At 62.2% G+C, this 16,719-nt stretch carries 14 protein-coding genes and 2 pseudogenes; 4 read left to right on the forward strand and 12 right to left on the reverse strand.

Going from position 1 to position 16,719, the window contains the following annotated elements:
* From NTD82_RS26295 to hmpA, 10 genes are all read right to left on the reverse strand, one after another.
* Positions 1–1,424: autotransporter-associated beta strand repeat-containing protein (locus tag NTD82_RS26295; RefSeq protein WP_262130856.1), on the reverse strand; the 1,424-nt coding region annotated here is incomplete at its 3' end.
* 253 nt (positions 1,425–1,677) lie between these two features.
* A complete protein-coding gene (locus tag NTD82_RS26300) occupies positions 1,678–2,037 on the reverse strand; it encodes a YkgJ family cysteine cluster protein (RefSeq protein ID WP_262130857.1) in 360 nt (119 codons plus the stop codon).
* Between the two features lie 175 nt (positions 2,038–2,212).
* A complete protein-coding gene (gene alaC / locus NTD82_RS26305; RefSeq protein WP_262130858.1) occupies positions 2,213–3,445 on the reverse strand; it encodes an alanine transaminase in 1,233 nt (410 codons plus the stop codon).
* Between the two features lie 186 nt (positions 3,446–3,631).
* Entirely contained in the window at positions 3,632–4,519 is an 888-nt protein-coding gene (gene cyoE / locus NTD82_RS26310; RefSeq protein WP_095158544.1) for a heme o synthase, read from the reverse strand.
* A gap of 11 nt (positions 4,520–4,530) precedes the next feature.
* Positions 4,531–4,872, reverse strand: coding sequence for a cytochrome o ubiquinol oxidase subunit IV (cyoD, locus tag NTD82_RS26315; RefSeq protein ID WP_095158545.1), 342 nt, complete (start codon positions 4,870–4,872; stop codon positions 4,531–4,533).
* Positions 4,873–5,496: a cytochrome o ubiquinol oxidase subunit III gene (gene cyoC, locus NTD82_RS26320; protein WP_095158546.1), complete on the reverse strand. Its 624-nt coding sequence runs from the start codon at positions 5,494–5,496 to the stop codon at positions 4,873–4,875.
* 3 nt (positions 5,497–5,499) lie between these two features.
* Positions 5,500–7,518, reverse strand: a complete 2,019-nt coding sequence (gene cyoB, locus NTD82_RS26325; protein ID WP_095158547.1) for a cytochrome o ubiquinol oxidase subunit I — start codon at positions 7,516–7,518, stop codon at positions 5,500–5,502.
* 3 nt (positions 7,519–7,521) lie between these two features.
* Complete coding sequence (gene cyoA, locus NTD82_RS26330) at positions 7,522–8,472, reverse strand: ubiquinol oxidase subunit II (RefSeq protein WP_095158548.1); 951 nt, start codon at positions 8,470–8,472, stop codon at positions 7,522–7,524.
* Positions 8,473–9,030: 558 nt separating this feature from the next.
* Positions 9,031–9,537, reverse strand: a complete 507-nt coding sequence (locus NTD82_RS26335) for a disulfide bond formation protein B (RefSeq protein ID WP_095158549.1) — start codon at positions 9,535–9,537, stop codon at positions 9,031–9,033.
* A gap of 224 nt (positions 9,538–9,761) precedes the next feature.
* Entirely contained in the window at positions 9,762–10,943 is a 1,182-nt protein-coding gene (gene hmpA, locus NTD82_RS26340; RefSeq protein WP_262130859.1) for an NO-inducible flavohemoprotein, read from the reverse strand.
* A 158-nt stretch (positions 10,944–11,101) separates the two neighbouring features.
* On the opposite strand from hmpA, the gene norR reads away from it, so the two are divergent.
* From norR to NTD82_RS26360, 4 genes are all read left to right on the forward strand, one after another.
* Entirely contained in the window at positions 11,102–12,658 is a 1,557-nt protein-coding gene (gene norR, locus NTD82_RS26345) for a nitric oxide reductase transcriptional regulator NorR (protein ID WP_262130860.1), read from the forward strand.
* Between the two features lie 79 nt (positions 12,659–12,737).
* On the forward strand, positions 12,738–13,637 hold the full coding sequence (locus tag NTD82_RS26350; protein WP_262130861.1) for a chemotaxis protein: 900 nt from the start codon (positions 12,738–12,740) through the stop codon (positions 13,635–13,637).
* Between the two features lie 197 nt (positions 13,638–13,834).
* The gene (locus NTD82_RS26355; RefSeq protein ID WP_262130862.1) at positions 13,835–14,146 is read left to right on the forward strand and encodes a hypothetical protein; all 312 of its coding nucleotides are present in this window, start codon (positions 13,835–13,837) and stop codon (positions 14,144–14,146) included.
* Positions 14,125–14,898 carry a YkgJ family cysteine cluster protein gene (locus NTD82_RS26360; protein ID WP_262130863.1) on the forward strand — a complete coding sequence of 258 codons (774 nt, stop codon included), beginning with the start codon at positions 14,125–14,127 and terminating at the stop codon, positions 14,896–14,898. Before NTD82_RS26355 ends, NTD82_RS26360 begins: the two co-directional genes overlap by 22 nt.
* Before the next feature lie 9 nt (positions 14,899–14,907).
* Here NTD82_RS26360 and NTD82_RS29500 read toward each other — a convergent pair.
* Positions 14,908–15,903, reverse strand: a pseudogene (locus NTD82_RS29500) (methyl-accepting chemotaxis protein); the annotation flags it as partial.
* Positions 15,904–16,209: 306 nt separating this feature from the next.
* Positions 16,210–16,491, reverse strand: a pseudogene (locus NTD82_RS29505) (PAS domain-containing protein); the annotation flags it as partial.
* Between the last annotated feature and the right edge of the window lie 228 nt (positions 16,492–16,719).

Here is a 16,719-nt window from a genome sequence, read left to right on the forward strand (position 1 = left end):
GTGTTGCTCAGGGTCGCGGTGGCGCCGGAGTCGATCCGGGTGCCGGTCGCGGCGTTGACGGCGCCGGTGCCCAGGGCCTGGCTGCTGCCGATGATGAGCGAGCCGCCATTGAGGGCGGTGCCACCGCTGTAGGTATTGGTGCCGTCCAGGCGCAGGACACCCGTGCCGGTCTTGGTCAGGGGGGAGGTACCGTCGCCCGAGATCACCCCGCTGAGGGTGATGTTATTGCTGCCGCTCACCGTCAGACCGTTGATGCCCGAGAGGGCGTTCACTTCCAGGTTGATGTCATTGGCCAGGATCAGCGTGGAGGCCGCGAAGGACGAAAGCGTCGCGCCGTTGGCGTTGACGATGCCGGTACCAAACACCCCGCTGTTGTTCACCCACAGCGCCCCTCCGCTCAGTCTGGTACTGGTGGTGGCGCCGGTCAGCAACGCGCCGCTCACGGTCCAGCTACCGCTTTGCACCAACAGGTTGCTGAAGTTGAGGAAGTTCGCCGCAAAGATGGTGCCGCTGCCCCCGCTTCCAGAGCCACCGCCGATAGCGTTCTGCAGCGCCAGGGTGTTGGAGCCGCCGGCACCGCCATCGACGATTCCGGGGGCGAGGAACACCAGGTTCGGGTTAGAAGCGACGGTCACGCTACTGGCGCCGGACACACCCGATGCCTGCACTCCCGAGCCGGTGATCGCGTTGAAACGGTTGTTACCGCCCCCGGCCCCCATGGACAGGCTGCCCCCCAATGAGCCGCTGTTAGTGAAGGTGTTGCCCTCGGCCGAGGCCTGGAAAGCAATCCGGCCATAAGCCGTATTGGTGTTGAACATCTCGACCTGGGCACCGCCGTAGACCGCCACGGTCGGCATGTTGGCCACTTCCAGCGCCCCCCCGACGATCACGTTGGTGAAAATGGTGCCGTGGTTGACGATGGTCACCCTGCCGCCAGCACCAGCCTCCACATCCAGGGCCATGCCCTTGAGGTCGACGATGGAGGCGCCAGGGTTGGCACCGGTGCCGGAAATCGAGCCGGTGGGGTTATTGGAGATGGTGATGTTCTGCGTGCTGCTGTTGCCGACTTTCAGACCGGTGGTCGGCAGGCTCTGTTGCCCGCTGTAGGACGGGTAGATCTGGCCGCTGTTGACGACGATGTTGTTGCTGCCGGTGAGCTGGAGCACCGGGTCGCCGCTACCGTCGGAACTGACAATGGCGCTGCCGATGACGTTGACCGTCAGGTTGCTGGCAGAACTGGCGAAGTTCTGCTGGTCCGTCCCGGCACAGGTCAACGTGACGCCATCGGTGGGCACGCCCGGCGTGCAGGCGGCGAGCACGTCCGCGCTGCTGAGGCTGGCCAGCAGCCCCAGAGCCGCCAGGCTGATGGATAACGACAAGGGACTACGGCGCACGCGAATGGCTGGGGCTGATCGACTGTCCACACAAAACTCCTGATGTGGATCAGGCGATTCATCCTCGAGAACGCAGGCGTCGACGAAATAGGCGCGACTTACTGCGGCTATTCAATCGAATGGCCTGACCTTGGCAATGTAAAAATCCGGATGGGGGTGTTTTACAGCAAAAAGCCATCATTTAGGTAGGAAAAATCTTACCTAAATAACTTTGCGCACTTACCAGCACATTCGCCGCAGATAGCCATGCATTACCCCGTAATGCCATTGGTTGCGGGCTCATTCACGCCGCGCTCGAACCCATGTCATAAGGCTGCAACGGCGGCAGGCCATAGGCGGCGCGAGCATCGTCGCAGCTCGGGTTGTGCTCGCCGTTTTCCCACGACGCCTCGAACTCCCGGCAGGTGCTGGAGCGTTGCGCGTACATGCCGCAGCTCACCTCCTTGCCCACCTCCCCCGTCAGGGAAATACAGCGCACCGGCCTGGCGTCGGTGCCGATCATCGCCACCCGGCTGGGGCTGATCTGCACCACCACATCATCTGGCACGCAACCACCCGCCGAGGCGCACTCACCCCAGAAAAAAGACACACGAAAATGCGCGCAGCAGGCGCCACAACTCATACAAGGACTGGTCTTGGACATGATAGGAGGGGGGGGGGGGAAGAATTGTCGTTATTGGGGAGGATCCCGGCGACCATTCTATGCAACGGCAAGCGCTTGAGAAGGGGGGCAAAAAAAGAAAAACCGGCAGCCGACCGGCGGAAATGAAAACGCCCCGCCAACGCCTTGTGGCATCAGCGGGGCGTCGCTCGATCAACTAGACGCGCACGGGTTTGCCGGCCTTCGGCGGCTCGATGCCATCAGCGCGGAACATCTGGCGGATGCCGCGAACTGCCTGGCGGATACGGTCCTGGTTCTCGATCAGGGCGAACCGCACATGGTCGTCACCGTAGTCACCAAAGCCGATGCCCGGCGATACGCAGACCTTGGCCTCGGCCAGCAGCTTCTTGGAGAACTCCAGCGAACCAAGGTGGGCGTATTGCTCCGGGATCTTCGCCCAGACGTACATCGACGCCTTGGGGTTCTCGACCATCCAGCCCATCTCGTGCAGGCCCTTGACCAGCACGTTGCGGCGCTGGCGGTATTGCTCCGCGATGTCGAGCACCGGTTGCTGGTCACCTTCCAGTGCCGCGATAGCCGCGACCTGCAGCGGCGTAAAGGTGCCGTAGTCGTGGTAGCTCTTGATCCGCGCCAGGGCGCTGACCAGCTCCGGGTTACCGACCATGAAGCCGATCCGCCAGCCAGCCATGTTGTAGCTCTTGGACAGGGTGAAGAACTCCACCGCGATGTCCTTGGCGCCCGGCACCTGCATGATCGACGGGGCTTTCCAGCCGTCGTAGACGATGTCGGCGTAGGCCAGGTCGTGGATCACCAGCACGTCGTACTGTTTGGCCAGGGCCACGACGCGCTCGAAGAAGTCCAGCTCGACGCACTGCGCGGTCGGGTTCGACGGGAAACCGAGGATCATCATCTTCGGCTTTGGGATCGACTCGCGAATGGCCCGTTCCAGCTCATTGAAGAAGTCCACGCCCGGCACCAGCGGCACCGAACGCACCTGGGCGCCGGCGATGACTGCGCCATAGATGTGGATCGGATAGCTGGGGTTGGGCACCAGGACGGTGTCGCCATGATCCAGGGTTGCCAGCATCAGGTGTGCCAGGCCTTCCTTGGAGCCGATGGTGACGATGGCTTCGCTTTCCGGGTCGATCTCGACCTCGTAACGGTCCTTGTACCAGCGCGAAATGGCCCGGCGCAGGCGCGGAATGCCGCGAGAGGTGGAGTAGCCGTGGGTATCTTCGCGCTGGGCGACCTGCACCAGTTTCTCGACGATGTGCGGCGGCGTAGCCCCGTCGGGGTTGCCCATGCTCAGGTCGATGATGTCCTCGCCACGACGGCGCGCAGCCATCTTGAGTTCGGCGGTGATGTTGAAGACGTAGGGGGGGAGACGATCTATGCGCGCAAAGCGGCGCGGCGAACCTTGGTCGGCCATGACTTCCTCGAAGACGTAAGCGCCCGGAACCGTCCGAGCGACGTTGGCCACTGCGGTGGCCGATCTGGAAGATAGTGGCTGACGGGGAAGGCTGTAAAGATTTATTTCTGTGGCCAGGCTCCAAGGCCACAAACAAAAACGCCCCGAACCTTTCGGTCCGGGGCGTTCTCGTCAAACCTCTCGCACTCAGTGCGCGTAGGTCAGCAACAGCTCGGCGGGCACCTTGGTGTCCAGCGACATCATCACGCTCAGGGCGGTGATGGTGAAGATGGAGAACACGAACAACTTGCGTGCCCACAGACGATCATCCTTGGCCTTGTAACCGGTCCAGGCCATGTACAACCAGTACATGCCCATGGCCGCGGCCACCGCCAGATAGCTCATGCCGGCGTAGCCACCAAAGGTCAGCATCAGGGTCGCCGCAAGGAAGGCCACGATGTACCAGAGGATGTGCTTCTTGGCCACCAGGATGCCGCGCTTGACCGGCAGAACCGGAATCGAAGCAGCCAGGTAGTCGTTGAAGCGGAAGATCGCGATCGCGTAGGAGTGCGGCATCTGCCACAGGCTGAACATCACCAACAGGGTCAATGCAGCCAGGTCGAAGGTACCGCTCACGGCGCAATAGCCGATCACCGGAGGCATGGCACCGGACAGGCTGCCAACCAGGGTGCCGTGCACCGATTTACGCTTCAGGTACAGGCTGTAGAAACCCACGTAGATGATGAAGCCAATCAGGCCGAACAGCGCCGCCAGTGCATTGGCCTGCACATACAGCAGGCCGAGGCCGGCCACCCCGAGCAGGGTGGCGTAGACCAATGCAACTTTCGACGAAATCAGCCCCTGAACCATCGCACGGTTCTTGGTGCGCTCCATCTTGATATCGATGTCGCGGTCGATCCAGTTGTTGAAAACACAACCGGATGCGACGACCAGCGAAGTGCCAATCACCGTGGCGAGGAACAGCATGAAGTCGACATGCCCTTGTGCAGCGAGGAAGAATCCGCCCGCTACCGACAACACGTTACCGAAAATGATTCCCGGTTTGGTGATCTGGATAAAGTGCTTGAGGGACATGCCGCCTTACCTCACTTCGCCATCATGCTTGAGTGGATGCTGAACATGATCCACAGCGACAGGCCGACCAACAGCGCGATGACCAGCGCCGTGAACAGGAACGACGTGACGCTGGAGCGTGCTGCTTGCGAGCCATCCAGGTGCAGGAAGTAGTACAGGTGCACCACGATCTGGATCACTGCGAACGCAACGATGATCAGCAGGGTCATGTCTTTCGGCAGGGTTGGGTACATCACCAGGCCGAATGGAATGACCGTCAGGATCACCGACAGGATGAAGCCGATGGCGTAGGACTTGACGCTGCCGTGGTTGGCTTCGTCGTGGCCGTGGCTGCTGTTGTGTGCGTTAGCCATTTACAGAACTCCCATCAGGTACACGACGGTGAACACGCAGATCCAGACCACGTCCAGGAAGTGCCAGAACAGGCTCAGGCAGCTCATGCGGGTCTTGCTGGTGTTGGTGATGCCGTGCTTGTTGATCTGGTACATCAGGATTGCCATCCAGATCAGACCGGCGGTCACGTGCAGACCGTGGGTACCGACCAGGGCGAAGAAGCCCGACAGGAAGCCGCTGCGCGATGGGCCGAAGCCTTCGCTGATCAGCAGATGGAACTCGTTGATTTCCATGCCGATGAAGCCGGCGCCCAGCAGCCAGGTAACGGCCAGCCAGCCCAGTACGCCGCTCTTGTTGCCTTTGTACATCTGCAGCATCGCGAAGCCGAAGGTGATACTGGAGAACAGCAGCAGCGCCGTCTCACCCAGTACGTAGTTCAGTTCGAAGATGTCATGACCCGACGGGCCGCCGGCAAAGTTGCCGGACAGCACCGCGTAGGTAGCGAAGATCGACGCAAACAGGATGCAGTCGGTCATCAGGTACAGCCAGAAACCGAATACGGTCATCTGGCCTGAGTCATGGTGGTGATCGTCGTGCCCATGGTCGTGACCATGAGCACCTGCGTTGATTACTTGACTGGACATTGATTAAACCCGCTCGAACGATTCAACACGTGCGCCAGCAGGCGCGCCGGTGGCCAGACCCAGGGTCTTCATGCGCTCACCTTCGATGCGCGCCACTTCCTCGGCAGGAACCATGTAGCCCTGGTCGTCACGCGCTGCGTGGCGAACGAAGACTGCAACGGTAGCGAACAGGCTCACACCCACCAGCCACCAGATGTGCCAGATGAAGGCGAAACCGAAGATGGTCAGGAACAGGCCCATGAACACACCGGTAGAGGTGTTGTTCGGCATGTGGATCGCTTCGTACTTGGCCGGGACCTTGTACGCAACACCGGCTTCCTTGGCTTCGTGCCAGGCGTCCAGGCCCACTTTCTCAGGCATGGTGGCGAAGTTGTAGAACGGTGGTGGCGACGAAGTCGACCATTCCAGGGTACGGCCGCCCCATGGGTCGCCGGTCACGTCCAGGTTTTCGTTGCGATCGCGGATCGACACGTACAGCTGGATCAGCTGGCAAGCGATACCGAACAGGATCAGCACGGCGCCGACCACGGCAACGTACAGGTACGGTTCCCAGGCAGGGTTGTCCGAGCTGTTCAGACGACGGGTCATACCCATGAAGCCCAGTGCGTACAGCGGCATGAAGGCCACGTAGAAACCGGAGATCCAGAACCAGAAGGCAGCTTTGCCCCACTTCTCGTTCAGGGTGAAACCGAAGGCTTTCGGGAACCAGAAGGCGAAGCCGGCGATGTAGCCGAACACCGCACCACCGATGATCACGTTGTGGAAGTGAGCGATCACGAACAGGCTGTTGTGCAGCACGAAGTCAGCGCCCGGTACCGCCAGCAGAACGCCGGTCATGCCACCGATGGAGAAGGTGACCATGAAGCCGAGGGTCCACAGAACCGGCGCGGTGAAGCGCAGACGGCCCTGGTAGATCGTGAACAGCCAGTTGAACAGTTTTACCCCGGTCGGGATCGAAATCAGCATCGTTGCCAGACCGAAGAAGGTGTTGACGCTCGCGCCAGAACCCATGGTGAAGAAGTGGTGCAGCCATACCGCAAAGCCGAGTACCGCGATCGCGCCCGATGCATAGATCATCGAGTGGTGACCAAACAGGCGTTTGCCGGTGAAGGTCGAGGTGACTTCCGAGAACACACCGAAGGCCGGCAGGATCAGGATGTAAACCTCAGGGTGACCCCAGGCCCAGAACAGGTTGACGTACATCATCGGATTCCCACCAAGCTCGTTGGTGAAAATGTGGAAGTCCAGATAACGGTCAACCGTCAGCAGAGCCAGTGCAGCAGTCAGGATCGGGAACGAAGCGACGATCAGAACGTTGGCCCAGGTGCAGGTCCAGGTGAAGATCGGCATGTCCATCAGCTTCATGCCAGGCGCGCGCATTTTCAGCACGGTTGCCAGGAAGTTCACGCCCGTAAGCGTTGTACCCAGCCCCGATAGCTGTAGCGCCCAGATGTAGTAGTCAACCCCGACACCAGGGCTGTACTGGATTCCCGCAAGCGGCGGATAGGCTACCCAACCGGTCTTGGCGAACTCGCCGACGCCCAGGGAGATGTTGACCAGCGCAACGCCGGACACCAGCAGCCAGAAGCTCAGGGAGTTGAGGAACGGGAAGGCAACGTCACGTGCACCGATCTGCAGAGGAACCGCGAGGTTCATCAGGCCGGTGAAGAATGGCATCGCCATGAAGATGATCATGATCACACCGTGAGCGGTGAAGATCTGGTCATAGTGCTCTGGAGGCAGGTAGCCCTCAGCGCCGCCGGTAGCCGCGGCAAGCTGGGTACGCATCATGATGGCGTCGGCGAAGCCGCGGATCAGCATGAGCATCGCGACGATGATGTACATCACGCCGATCTTCTTGTGGTCGACCGAGGTCAGCCACTCGGTCCACAAGTAGGTCCACTTCTTGTAGTAGGTGATTAGCGCGAACAACGCGATACCGCCGAGCGCAATCATGGCGAGCGTCACCATGACTATCGGCTCGTGGTACGGGACCGCGTCCAGACTTAATTTACCGAACATCTCTTACTCCTCTGCCCCAGCAGCTGAATGCATACTCACGTCCATACCCTCGGTAGCGGCCGCTGCCTGCTTGTGCTCGGCCTTCTCGTGTACTACCGGCTTGCCGCGGTTCATGCCTTCGTACTTGTCGACGATGGTCTGGAACTGCTCGGCCGGTGCCACGCTGTACAGCGCTACCGGGTTGTTTTCGCTAGCTTTGGCCAAGGACTCGTATTCAGCCTTGTCCAGCTGTTTTGGCGATTGCTTGACTTCGTTCACCCATGCCTCGAAATCGGCCTGGGAGGTGGCGACTGCCTTGAATTTCATACCGGTGAAGCCGGCACCGCTGTAGTTCGCCGAGATACCGTCGAACACACCGTTTTCGTTGGCGATCAAGTGCAGCTTGGTGGTCATGCCGGCCATCGCGTAGATCTGGCCGCCCAGGCCCGGGATGAAGAACGAGTTCATCACCGAATCAGAGGTCACGCGGAAGTTGACCGGGGTGTTGGCCGGGAAGACGATCTTGTTGACCGTGGCAATGCCTTGTTCCGGGTAGATGAACAGCCATTTCCAGTCCAGGGCGACCACATCGATCTGCACCGGCTTCACGTCGGAAACCAGCGGACGATACGGGTCCAGCTCATGGGTGGTCTTGTAGGTCACGACGCCCAGGGCGACGATGATTAGTACCGGGATGGTCCAGATAGCGACTTCGATCTTGGTCGAGTGCGACCAGTCCGGAGTGTATTTGGCAGCCTTGTTCGAGGCGCGATACTTCCAGGCGAAGGCCAGGGTCATGAAAATGACCGGGACCACCACCAGCAGCATCAGGCCGAAGGCGATGAGGATAAGGTTCTTTTGCTCAATGCCAACCTGACCCTTCGGGTCGAGCAGGGTCCAGTTGCACCCACTGAGTAAAAGCATGCCTAAAAAGGGCAGAATGCCAAACAGTCTGGGGTAACGCTTTTTACTCATCTCACGACCTCTAGATCAGCTTGCTTCAATGCAATTTGTGTTTTGGTCGCCAACACTTCGTCCTGCCTAGTGTCAGCATTTACGGGCGAATAGGGACATACCTTGAGAAGCGGCGCTGCTCGGCATGAACCTGGGTGGTGCGTGGTTATTATTCTGACTTCGTGGGCAACAGGCCTGTATCTCAGACCAAGTCCATTTGGTGCGGAAAATCACGGAGAGGAGTCAGCCCTGCATCACCGCGGGCGGCGCTCGTCGAAGTCAGCGAAAAAGCCCTGGGAGCCTTTGTTAATGCGACTTGCAAGCAGTGCCGAACGGAAATTGGGGGCGATTGTAGATAGGTAACCAACCATTGACTATGACTTATTGAGCAACAGTCTTTTACAAGAAGTGTAATAATCCGGCCCGATAAATCAGTTTCGCGACAGTTTGTCGCACCCTGCTCAATAGTCCTGAAACGCCCGTACCACAAGGGTTTGACATTGACGCAGATCAACCAGGGTGCGCAGCCTGAGGGAAACTTCCTTCAACAAGAGGCTTGCGTCAAAACATGACTTTTGTCTAACGCTGACGACGGTTGCGGATGATGCCCAACGGCACCAGAACCACGGTCAGGATGAACGCCATAAGCGCCCACTGCGCAAGGGAAAGTCCCAATACAGGTGGGTATGGCGTAGAGCAGAAGCCGTCCACCTGGAACACCAGCGGCAATACCGAGGCCAGCGGCAGTCCGTCGACGATCGGTTGCAGGGTATCGATGCCGCAACTGACCGCCGGGTTGGCGAGGATATAGACATGGTTGCCGGCGGCGGCGACACCGCCCAGCGCACTGAGCACCACCAGCCCCTCGAAGACGGTCAGGCTGCGCTTGCCGGGCATGGCCGCGCCGATGAAGGCGAACAGGGCGATCAGCAACAGCGCGTAGCGCTGCAGGATGCACAACGGGCAAGGCGCCTCGCCAAGAACGATCTGCATGTACAAGGCACCGCCGATCAGCGCCAGACAGATCACACCCAACAGCACCAGGAAGCGCCTCTCGCGATTGAGACGCTGCGTTTGCTCGTTCATTGCCATTCCCTTCACTAGGTGGTTCGACTCGGCCTCGCTGAAAGCCGCGGGGCGCACAAGATGACGGCGCGCCGGCCGAAAGTCTACATGCAGACCGCGGATCAAAGGTGAAGTCCGTGTGAAAAGGCAGGCGCAGGAAGGAGTGAAGAGGAGGCTGATTAAAGGAGGATTAATGAAAAAGCACCGCGACGACTCAGCATTGCGCCGAGCCGTCGCGATTGGGCTTATTCCAGCGCCGCAGCCGGCCCGAAGAACTCATACCGGCTCTGCCCTTCCGGCACGCCCGCAGCCTTCAACTGGCGCTTCACCGCTGCCATGAACGGCTTGGGCCCGAGGAAGTAGGCATCCACATCCCGCTCCAGCGGCAACCAGCCGGCCAGTTGCTCCTGGCTCAGGTAACCCAGGGCATCCCCCGGCAGGCTCACGCCGTCATCCTCGTCATAGCAATAGAAACGCTTGAGCTGCGGATGCCGCGCCGCCAGCGCATCAACGTGTTCACGGAAGGCATGCACCGCGCCGTTGCGGGCGCAATGGATGAAATGCACCAGCCGACCGCTGTCCAGCGCCGCGTCCAGCATCGCCAGGGTCGGGGTGATGCCGACGCCGCCGCTGATCAGCACCAGCGGCTTGTCGCTGGCGGCCAGGACGAAATCGCCCGCCGGCGGGAACAGGTTGATGCTGTCACCCACTTTCAGTTGGTCATGCAGGTAATTGGACACCTTGCCGCCCGCCTCGCGCTTGACGCTGATGCGGTACAGACGGCCGTCACCGAGGCTCGACAGGGAATAGTTGCGGCGCTGCTCCGCACCGCCGATGAACAGTTGCAGGCCGATGTATTGCCCCGGCTCGGCCACCAGCACCGGCTTGCCGTCGACCGGCGCGAAGTAGAAGGAGACGATCTCGGCGCTCTCCTCGACCCGCTCGACCAGCGTGAACGCCCGCGCACCGCGCCAGCCACCTTCGGCCGCTTCCTTCTGCTGATACATGCCTTCTTCGGCGCCGATCAGGATGTCCGCCAGTTGCTGGTACGCCGCGCCCCAGGCCGCCAGCACTTCGGGGGTGGCGATCTCGCTGCCCAGCACTTCCTCGATGGCGCGCAACAGGCAGCGACCGACGATCGGGTAATGCTCAGGCAGGATCTGCAAGGCCACATGCTTGTTGATGATCTGGCCGACCAGCCCGCCCAACTGCTCCAGTTGGTCGATATGTCGCGCGTACATCAGCACGCCGTTGGCCAGCGCCCGTGGCTGGTCGCCGCTGGACTGGTGGGCCTGGTTGAACAGCGGACGTACTTCGGGGTACTCGCTGAGCATCATTTTGTAGAAGTGAGTGGTCAGAGCTTCGCCACCGCTTTCCAGCAGCGGCACTGTGGCTTTGACGATTGCACGGTCTTGGGCATTAAGCATGAAACGACTCCTGAGCCTTAGGCTTCTGGTTTAAACACTGCCCTTGTCATTTCAGAATTCGTGCCAACCTTAAAACCCAGCAAAATCAGGCACCTGAAAGCCAAAGAGTCAAAATGACACAAAGCCTGCTAGAGTCATAAAGACCAATTGGAGTCATTATGACCGCAAAATCCCTGCTCACCGCCCTGCTCCCCCTGGTCAGCGACCTGTCCCGCGAACTGCCGGAAGGCGAGCGCTATCGCCGCCTGCTGGAAGCCATGCGCGCGCTGCTGCCATGCGACGCCGCCGCGCTGCTGCGCCTGGACGGCGAGTGGCTGGTGCCGCTGGCGGTGGACGGATTGAGCGCTGACACCCTCGGGCGCCGCTTCCGGGTCAGCGAGCACCCGCGTTTCGCCGCCCTGCTCAGCCGCAGCGGGCCGACCCGCTTCGCCAGCGACAGCGAACTGCCCGACCCTTACGACGGGCTGGTCGAAGGCCTTCACCAGCAGCTTGAAGTCCACGATTGCATGGGCTGCCCGCTGTTCGTCGATGAACAGCCGTGGGGCCTGATCACCCTCGACGCGCTGTCGCCGGAAAGCTTCCAGCAGGTCGAGCTGGATTCCCTGCAAGCCTTCGCCAGCCTCGCCGCGGCCACCGTCAACGTGGCCCAGCGCATCGAACGCCTGGCCCTGCGCGCCGAGGACGAACACCAGCGCGCCGAGGTCTACCGCCAGGCCAGCGGCCAGCAGGACAAGGAACTGATCGGCCAGAGCAAGGCGCACAAGCGCCTGCTGGAAGAAATCCGCCTGGTAGGCAGCAGCGACCTGACCGTGCTGATCACCGGGGAAACCGGGGTCGGCAAGGAACTGGTGGCCCAGGCCATTCACCAGGCCTCGCCGCGTGCCGACAAACCGCTGATCAGCCTCAACTGCGCCGCCCTTCCCGACACCCTGGTGGAAAGCGAGCTGTTCGGCCATGTCCGTGGCGCCTTCACCGGCGCGGTCGGCGAGCGCCGCGGCAAGTTCGAATTGGCCAACGGCGGCACGCTGTTTCTCGATGAAGTCGGCGAGCTGCCGCTGCTGGTCCAGGCCAAACTGCTGCGGGTGTTGCAAAGCGGCCAGTTGCAGCGCCTGGGTTCGGACCAGGAGCACCGGGTGGACGTACGCCTGATCGCCGCAACCAACCGCGACCTCGCCGAGGAAGTGCGCGCCGGCCGCTACCGCGCCGACTTCTACCACCGCCTGAGCGTTTACCCGCTGCCCGTGCCGGCGCTGCGCGAGCGCGGTCGCGATGTGCTGCTGCTCAGCGGTTACTTCCTTGAGCAGAATCGCTCGCGCATGGGCCTCAACAGCCTGCGCCTGAGCCCCGAAGCCCAGGCCGCGCTGCTGGCCTACGACTGGCCGGGCAATGTCCGCGAACTGGAACACCTGATCGGCCGCTCGGCGCTCAAGGCCCTTGGCCAACACCGCGACCGCCCGCGCATTCTCAGCCTCGACGCCGCCGACCTCGACCTGCCAGGTGTCACCAACGCGCCGGCCGAGCCCGCACCGTTTCACGCCTCCCCTGACGCCGCCGTCAGCGGCGATCTGCGCCAGGCGCTGGACCTGTACCAGCGCCACCTGATAGAAGCGTGCCTGGAACGGCATCAACACAACTGGGCCAGCGCCGCACGCGAACTGGGCCTGGACCGTGCCAACCTCGCCCGCCTCGCCCGTCGCCTCGGTCTACGCGGATAGCGAGATGCGTTAAAGCCATGGCCGCTCGGGTCGATAACCCGGCACAAGCCTCTGAATCCCATTTTTCACGAAGGTCACTATGTTCTCGCAAAAAGCTCGCGCGGACTCGCTGTCGCTGCTGCTGTTCACCCTGCGCAGCGGCAAGCTGATGGCGATCAACCTGCTCAAGGTCAGCGAGATCATTCCCTGTCCGCCGCTGACCCGCCTGCCCGAAGCGCATCCCCACGTCAAAGGCGTGGCGACCCTGCGCGGCAACCCGCTGCCGGTGATCGATCTGTCCCGCGCCATCGGCGAGCGACCGCTGGCCGACCCCAACGGTGGCTGCCTGATCGTCACGGACATCAGCCGTTCCAAGCAGGGCCTGCATGTCCAGGCGGTGAGCCGCATCGTGCACTGCCTGAGCACCGACATCCGGCCGCCGCCCTATGCGTCCGGGGAAAAATCGTTCATTACCGGCGTGACCCGCATCGACGACGCGCTGGTGCAGGTGCTGGATATCGAGAAGGTCATCCACGGCATCACCCCGAGCCGCCACGACAACGCCCCGACGCAGTTGAACAGCGAAGACGCGGCGGTGCTGGCGGCGACCAACATACTGGTGGTCGATGACAGCCAGGTTGCGCTGCAACAGTCGATCTACACCCTGCGCAGCCTCGGCCTGGAATGCCATACCGCGCGTAGCGCCAAGGATGCGATCGCGATGCTGCTGGAACTGCAAGGCACCGACCAGGAGATCAACGTGGTGGTGTCGGACATCGAGATGTCCGAGATGGACGGCTTCGCCTTCACCCGCACCCTGCGCGAGACGCCGGACTTCCAGCACCTCTATGTGCTGCTGCACACCTCGCTCGACAGCGCGATGAACAGCGAAAAGGCCAAGGCGGCCGGGGCCAACGCGGTACTGACCAAGTTCTCGTCGCCGGAGCTGACCGACTGCCTGATCGTGGCGGCGCGAACGGTGGCGTTCACCGAGCGCTGATCACGGTTCTTCCCGAAACGCCGGAACCCTTGTGGGAGCTGGCTTGCCAGCGATAGCGTCCGACCAGACAACATCGCTGTCATTGCCGGCCTCATCGCCGGCAAGCCAGCGCCCACAAAGGCCGGCAGCCTCGCCCTGTCGAATCATCGGCAGTCATGCATAATCCAGCCTTCATGCCCCAGCGGAGCCTTTTCCCGATGAAAGCGCAGACCCTCACCCTTCTCAGCGCCCTCCTGCTGGCCGGCACCGCGCAAGCCTCCAGCGACCAGGCCTGGGCCGAACACGACAAGCAACTACTGCGCGCCTGCAGCCAGGCCAGCCAGCTCAAGGATGTCCGCGCCCTCGGCAAGAGCGCCGAATTCGACGACCGCACCGGCTACTCCGCCCTGCTCCTGCAAGGCCGCTTCCCGCAAAAACACATGAACAACCGCAAGGGCACCGAGCTGTGCCTCTATGACCGGCGCCACAAGACCGCCACCGTTACCGAATGGACCCCTGGCAAACCGTGAGCAACGCTGAAGCGAACACCCTGCATTTCAACTGCACAGGCTGCGGCAAGTGCTGCACCGGCCATCACGTCCCGCTGACCCTGAGCGAAGCCCGCCAGTGGGTCGATGACGGCGGCCAGGTCATCGTGCTGGTCGAGGCCTTCCTCGACAACGGCCTGGGCCTGCCGGTCGAGCAGCAGGAGCACGCCCGCCGTCGTTCCTGCGCGGTGCCCTGCGGCGCGACCGACGCTTTCGTCGCCATCACCTTCGCCGCCTTCAACCCCGGGCCATGCCGCAACCTCGACGCCGACCTGCGCTGCCTGATCTACGAGCGCCGGCCGCTGGTCTGCCGCATCTATCCCATGGAGATCAATCCGCACATCCCGTTGCGCCCCGAAGCCAAGGACTGCCCGCCCGAAGCCTGGGAAAGCGGCGCCGCGCTGATCCACCGCGAGCGCGTCGTGGACCCTCAACTGCTGGAACTGATCGAGCGTTCGCGCCAGGCCGACCGCCAGGACATCCGCAGCAAGGCCCTGGTCTGCCAACGCCTGGGTATCGACACCAGTGCGCTGAAGGGCAACGGCTTCACGGCTTATCTTCCGGACACGACGGCACTGCGCCAGGCCATGATCGAGACGGCCAGCGATGCGGACGCGGCTCTCGCCGCCTGGACATTACATGTGGAGGATGGCGACCTTGCCGGAAAGCTGGGCTCGGCAGGGGCCAGGGTCACCGGCGTGAGCGCCGGGCACTACAGTTTCATCGGGTTCTGATACGGCGTCTTATTGACGCCGGCACCAGAACTCTTCGGCCAGACGACGCAGGTCTTCGGCAAGACCGGCCACGTCACTGGCAGTGGAATGACCGCGCTGACCGGCAGTGACACTCTGCTCACTGGCCTGGCGGATGCTGATGATGTTGCGGTTGATGTCTTCGCTGACCAGGCTCTGCTGCTCCACCGCCGACGCGATCTGCATGCTCATCTCGCTGATCTGGTTGACCCGCTGGCTGATGCCGTGCAGCGCCTGGGTCGCGTGCTGGGCCTGCTCGACGCTCTGCCCGGCGTGATCGCTGCTCTGCTGCATCGCCACCACCGCGTCACGGGCGCCACTCTGCAGCACGCTGATCATCCGCTGGATTTCCCCGGTCGATTGCGCGGTGCGCTGGGCCAGACCGCGGACTTCATCGGCGACCACCGCAAACCCGCGACCATGGTCGCCAGCCCGGGCCGCTTCGATCGCGGCGTTGAGCGCCAGCAGGTTGGTCTGCTCGGCGATGCTGTGGATAACCTCCAGCACGCCGGAGATTTCCTCGCTGTGGTTCTCCAGGGTGTGCACCACTTCAGTGGCTTCGGCCAGGGCGTTGGCCAGTTGCAGGATGGTCGTGCGGCTCTGATCCACCAGGTTATGGCCGACCTGGGTTTCATCTTCGGCCTGGTCCGCCGCGCGGGAGGCCTGCTGCGCGCTGCTGGCCACTTCCGCCACCCGCGCCGCCATGCGGTTGATCGCATCCGCCACCTGGTCCGCGTCGCCCTGCTGGCCGACCGTGGTGGTGTGGCTGTGTTGCAGATGGCTGGCGAGGTCGGCGGTGTGCCCGGCCAGGCGCTTGGAGGTGTCACCGATGCGGCCGACCACGGCGCCCATCTGCGCTTCGAGCATCTGCAGGGCGAACTCGATCTGCCCCACTTCGTCGCGGCGGCCGGTGTACAACTGCTGGCTCAGCGGGTTGTCCGCCACTTCGTTGGCCCGAACGCGCAAGCGTTCCAGCGGGCGCAGGGTCTGCGAGATCAGCACGGCGCCCAGCGCCACGAAGACCAGCCACTCCACCGCGCCCTGCAAGGCAAATTCCGGCAACACCAGGCGACTACCGCCCAGCACCAGCGCCAGCAGCCCGGCCAGGTTCAGCGCCAGGCGCTTGCCCAGGCCCAACACTGGCAGGCGATCGCGCCAGGTCAGCGTGCCGTTGCGCAGTTTGGCGTAATGCCGCTCGGCGGCGGCCACCTGGGCGCGGGTCGGCTTGGTGCGCACCGATTGATATTCCACCGTCTCACCATGGCTGGTGATCGGCGAGACGAACGCGCTGACCCAATAGTGATCGCCGTTCTTGCAGCGGTTCTTCACCAGGCCCATCCACGAGCGGCCCTTTTTCAGGGTGGCCCACATGTGTTCGAACGCGGCAGAAGGCATGTCCGGGTGGCGAACGATATGATGCGCGCTCCCGATCAGTTCTTCCCGGGAGAACCCGCTGATCTTGATGAACTCGTCGTTGGCGTAAGTTATGGCACTGGTGAGATCAGTGGTGGAAAGGATGTTAGCGTCACCACGGTAATCCACATTGCGACCGGTCACAGGCAGATTGCTCTTCATCGAGAGGCGCTCGTCGTTCGGATGAGGGGGTTATAAAGCAGGGCGGAAATACTACGGGCGACCCCTTGCGCGGACGTTGATCCAGAGCAGCATTACGGCCCTTTGCCATCACCGTCTGTCCGCCGCGACCCGGCTAACTGACAGCCGTGACAGCTAGCCGTCACGCTGCCGACCCGGTCTGATCTATATAAACGTAATAGCCCTCTCTCCCACTTGTCCCGGCACCTT

The sequence above is a fragment of the Pseudomonas sp. 5P_5.1_Bac1 genome, assembly GCF_025466015.1.
GTDB lineage: Bacteria > Pseudomonadota > Gammaproteobacteria > Pseudomonadales > Pseudomonadaceae > Aquipseudomonas.

What these genes read in the sequence shown, in the direction of transcription:
- NTD82_RS26350 (WP_262130861.1), top strand. Translation starts at nt 12,738, where the DNA reads ATGTTCTCGCAAAAAGCTCGCGCGGACTCGCTGTCGCTGCTGCTGTTC.
- cyoB (WP_095158547.1), bottom strand. Translation starts at nt 7,518, where the DNA reads ATGTTCGGTAAATTAAGTCTGGACGCGGTCCCGTACCACGAGCCGATA.
- cyoD (WP_095158545.1), bottom strand. Translation starts at nt 4,872, where the DNA reads ATGGCTAACGCACACAACAGCAGCCACGGCCACGACGAAGCCAACCAC.
- NTD82_RS26335 (WP_095158549.1), bottom strand. Translation starts at nt 9,537, where the DNA reads ATGAACGAGCAAACGCAGCGTCTCAATCGCGAGAGGCGCTTCCTGGTG.
- cyoA (WP_095158548.1), bottom strand. Translation starts at nt 8,472, where the DNA reads ATGAGTAAAAAGCGTTACCCCAGACTGTTTGGCATTCTGCCCTTTTTA.
- cyoE (WP_095158544.1), bottom strand. Translation starts at nt 4,519, where the DNA reads ATGTCCCTCAAGCACTTTATCCAGATCACCAAACCGGGAATCATTTTC.
- NTD82_RS26360 (WP_262130863.1), top strand. Translation starts at nt 14,125, where the DNA reads ATGGACCCCTGGCAAACCGTGAGCAACGCTGAAGCGAACACCCTGCAT.
- NTD82_RS26355 (WP_262130862.1), top strand. Translation starts at nt 13,835, where the DNA reads ATGAAAGCGCAGACCCTCACCCTTCTCAGCGCCCTCCTGCTGGCCGGC.
- alaC (WP_262130858.1), bottom strand. Translation starts at nt 3,445, where the DNA reads ATGGCCGACCAAGGTTCGCCGCGCCGCTTTGCGCGCATAGATCGTCTC.
- norR (WP_262130860.1), top strand. Translation starts at nt 11,102, where the DNA reads ATGACCGCAAAATCCCTGCTCACCGCCCTGCTCCCCCTGGTCAGCGAC.
- cyoC (WP_095158546.1), bottom strand. Translation starts at nt 5,496, where the DNA reads ATGTCCAGTCAAGTAATCAACGCAGGTGCTCATGGTCACGACCATGGG.
- hmpA (WP_262130859.1), bottom strand. Translation starts at nt 10,943, where the DNA reads ATGCTTAATGCCCAAGACCGTGCAATCGTCAAAGCCACAGTGCCGCTG.
- NTD82_RS26300 (WP_262130857.1), bottom strand. Translation starts at nt 2,037, where the DNA reads ATGTCCAAGACCAGTCCTTGTATGAGTTGTGGCGCCTGCTGCGCGCAT.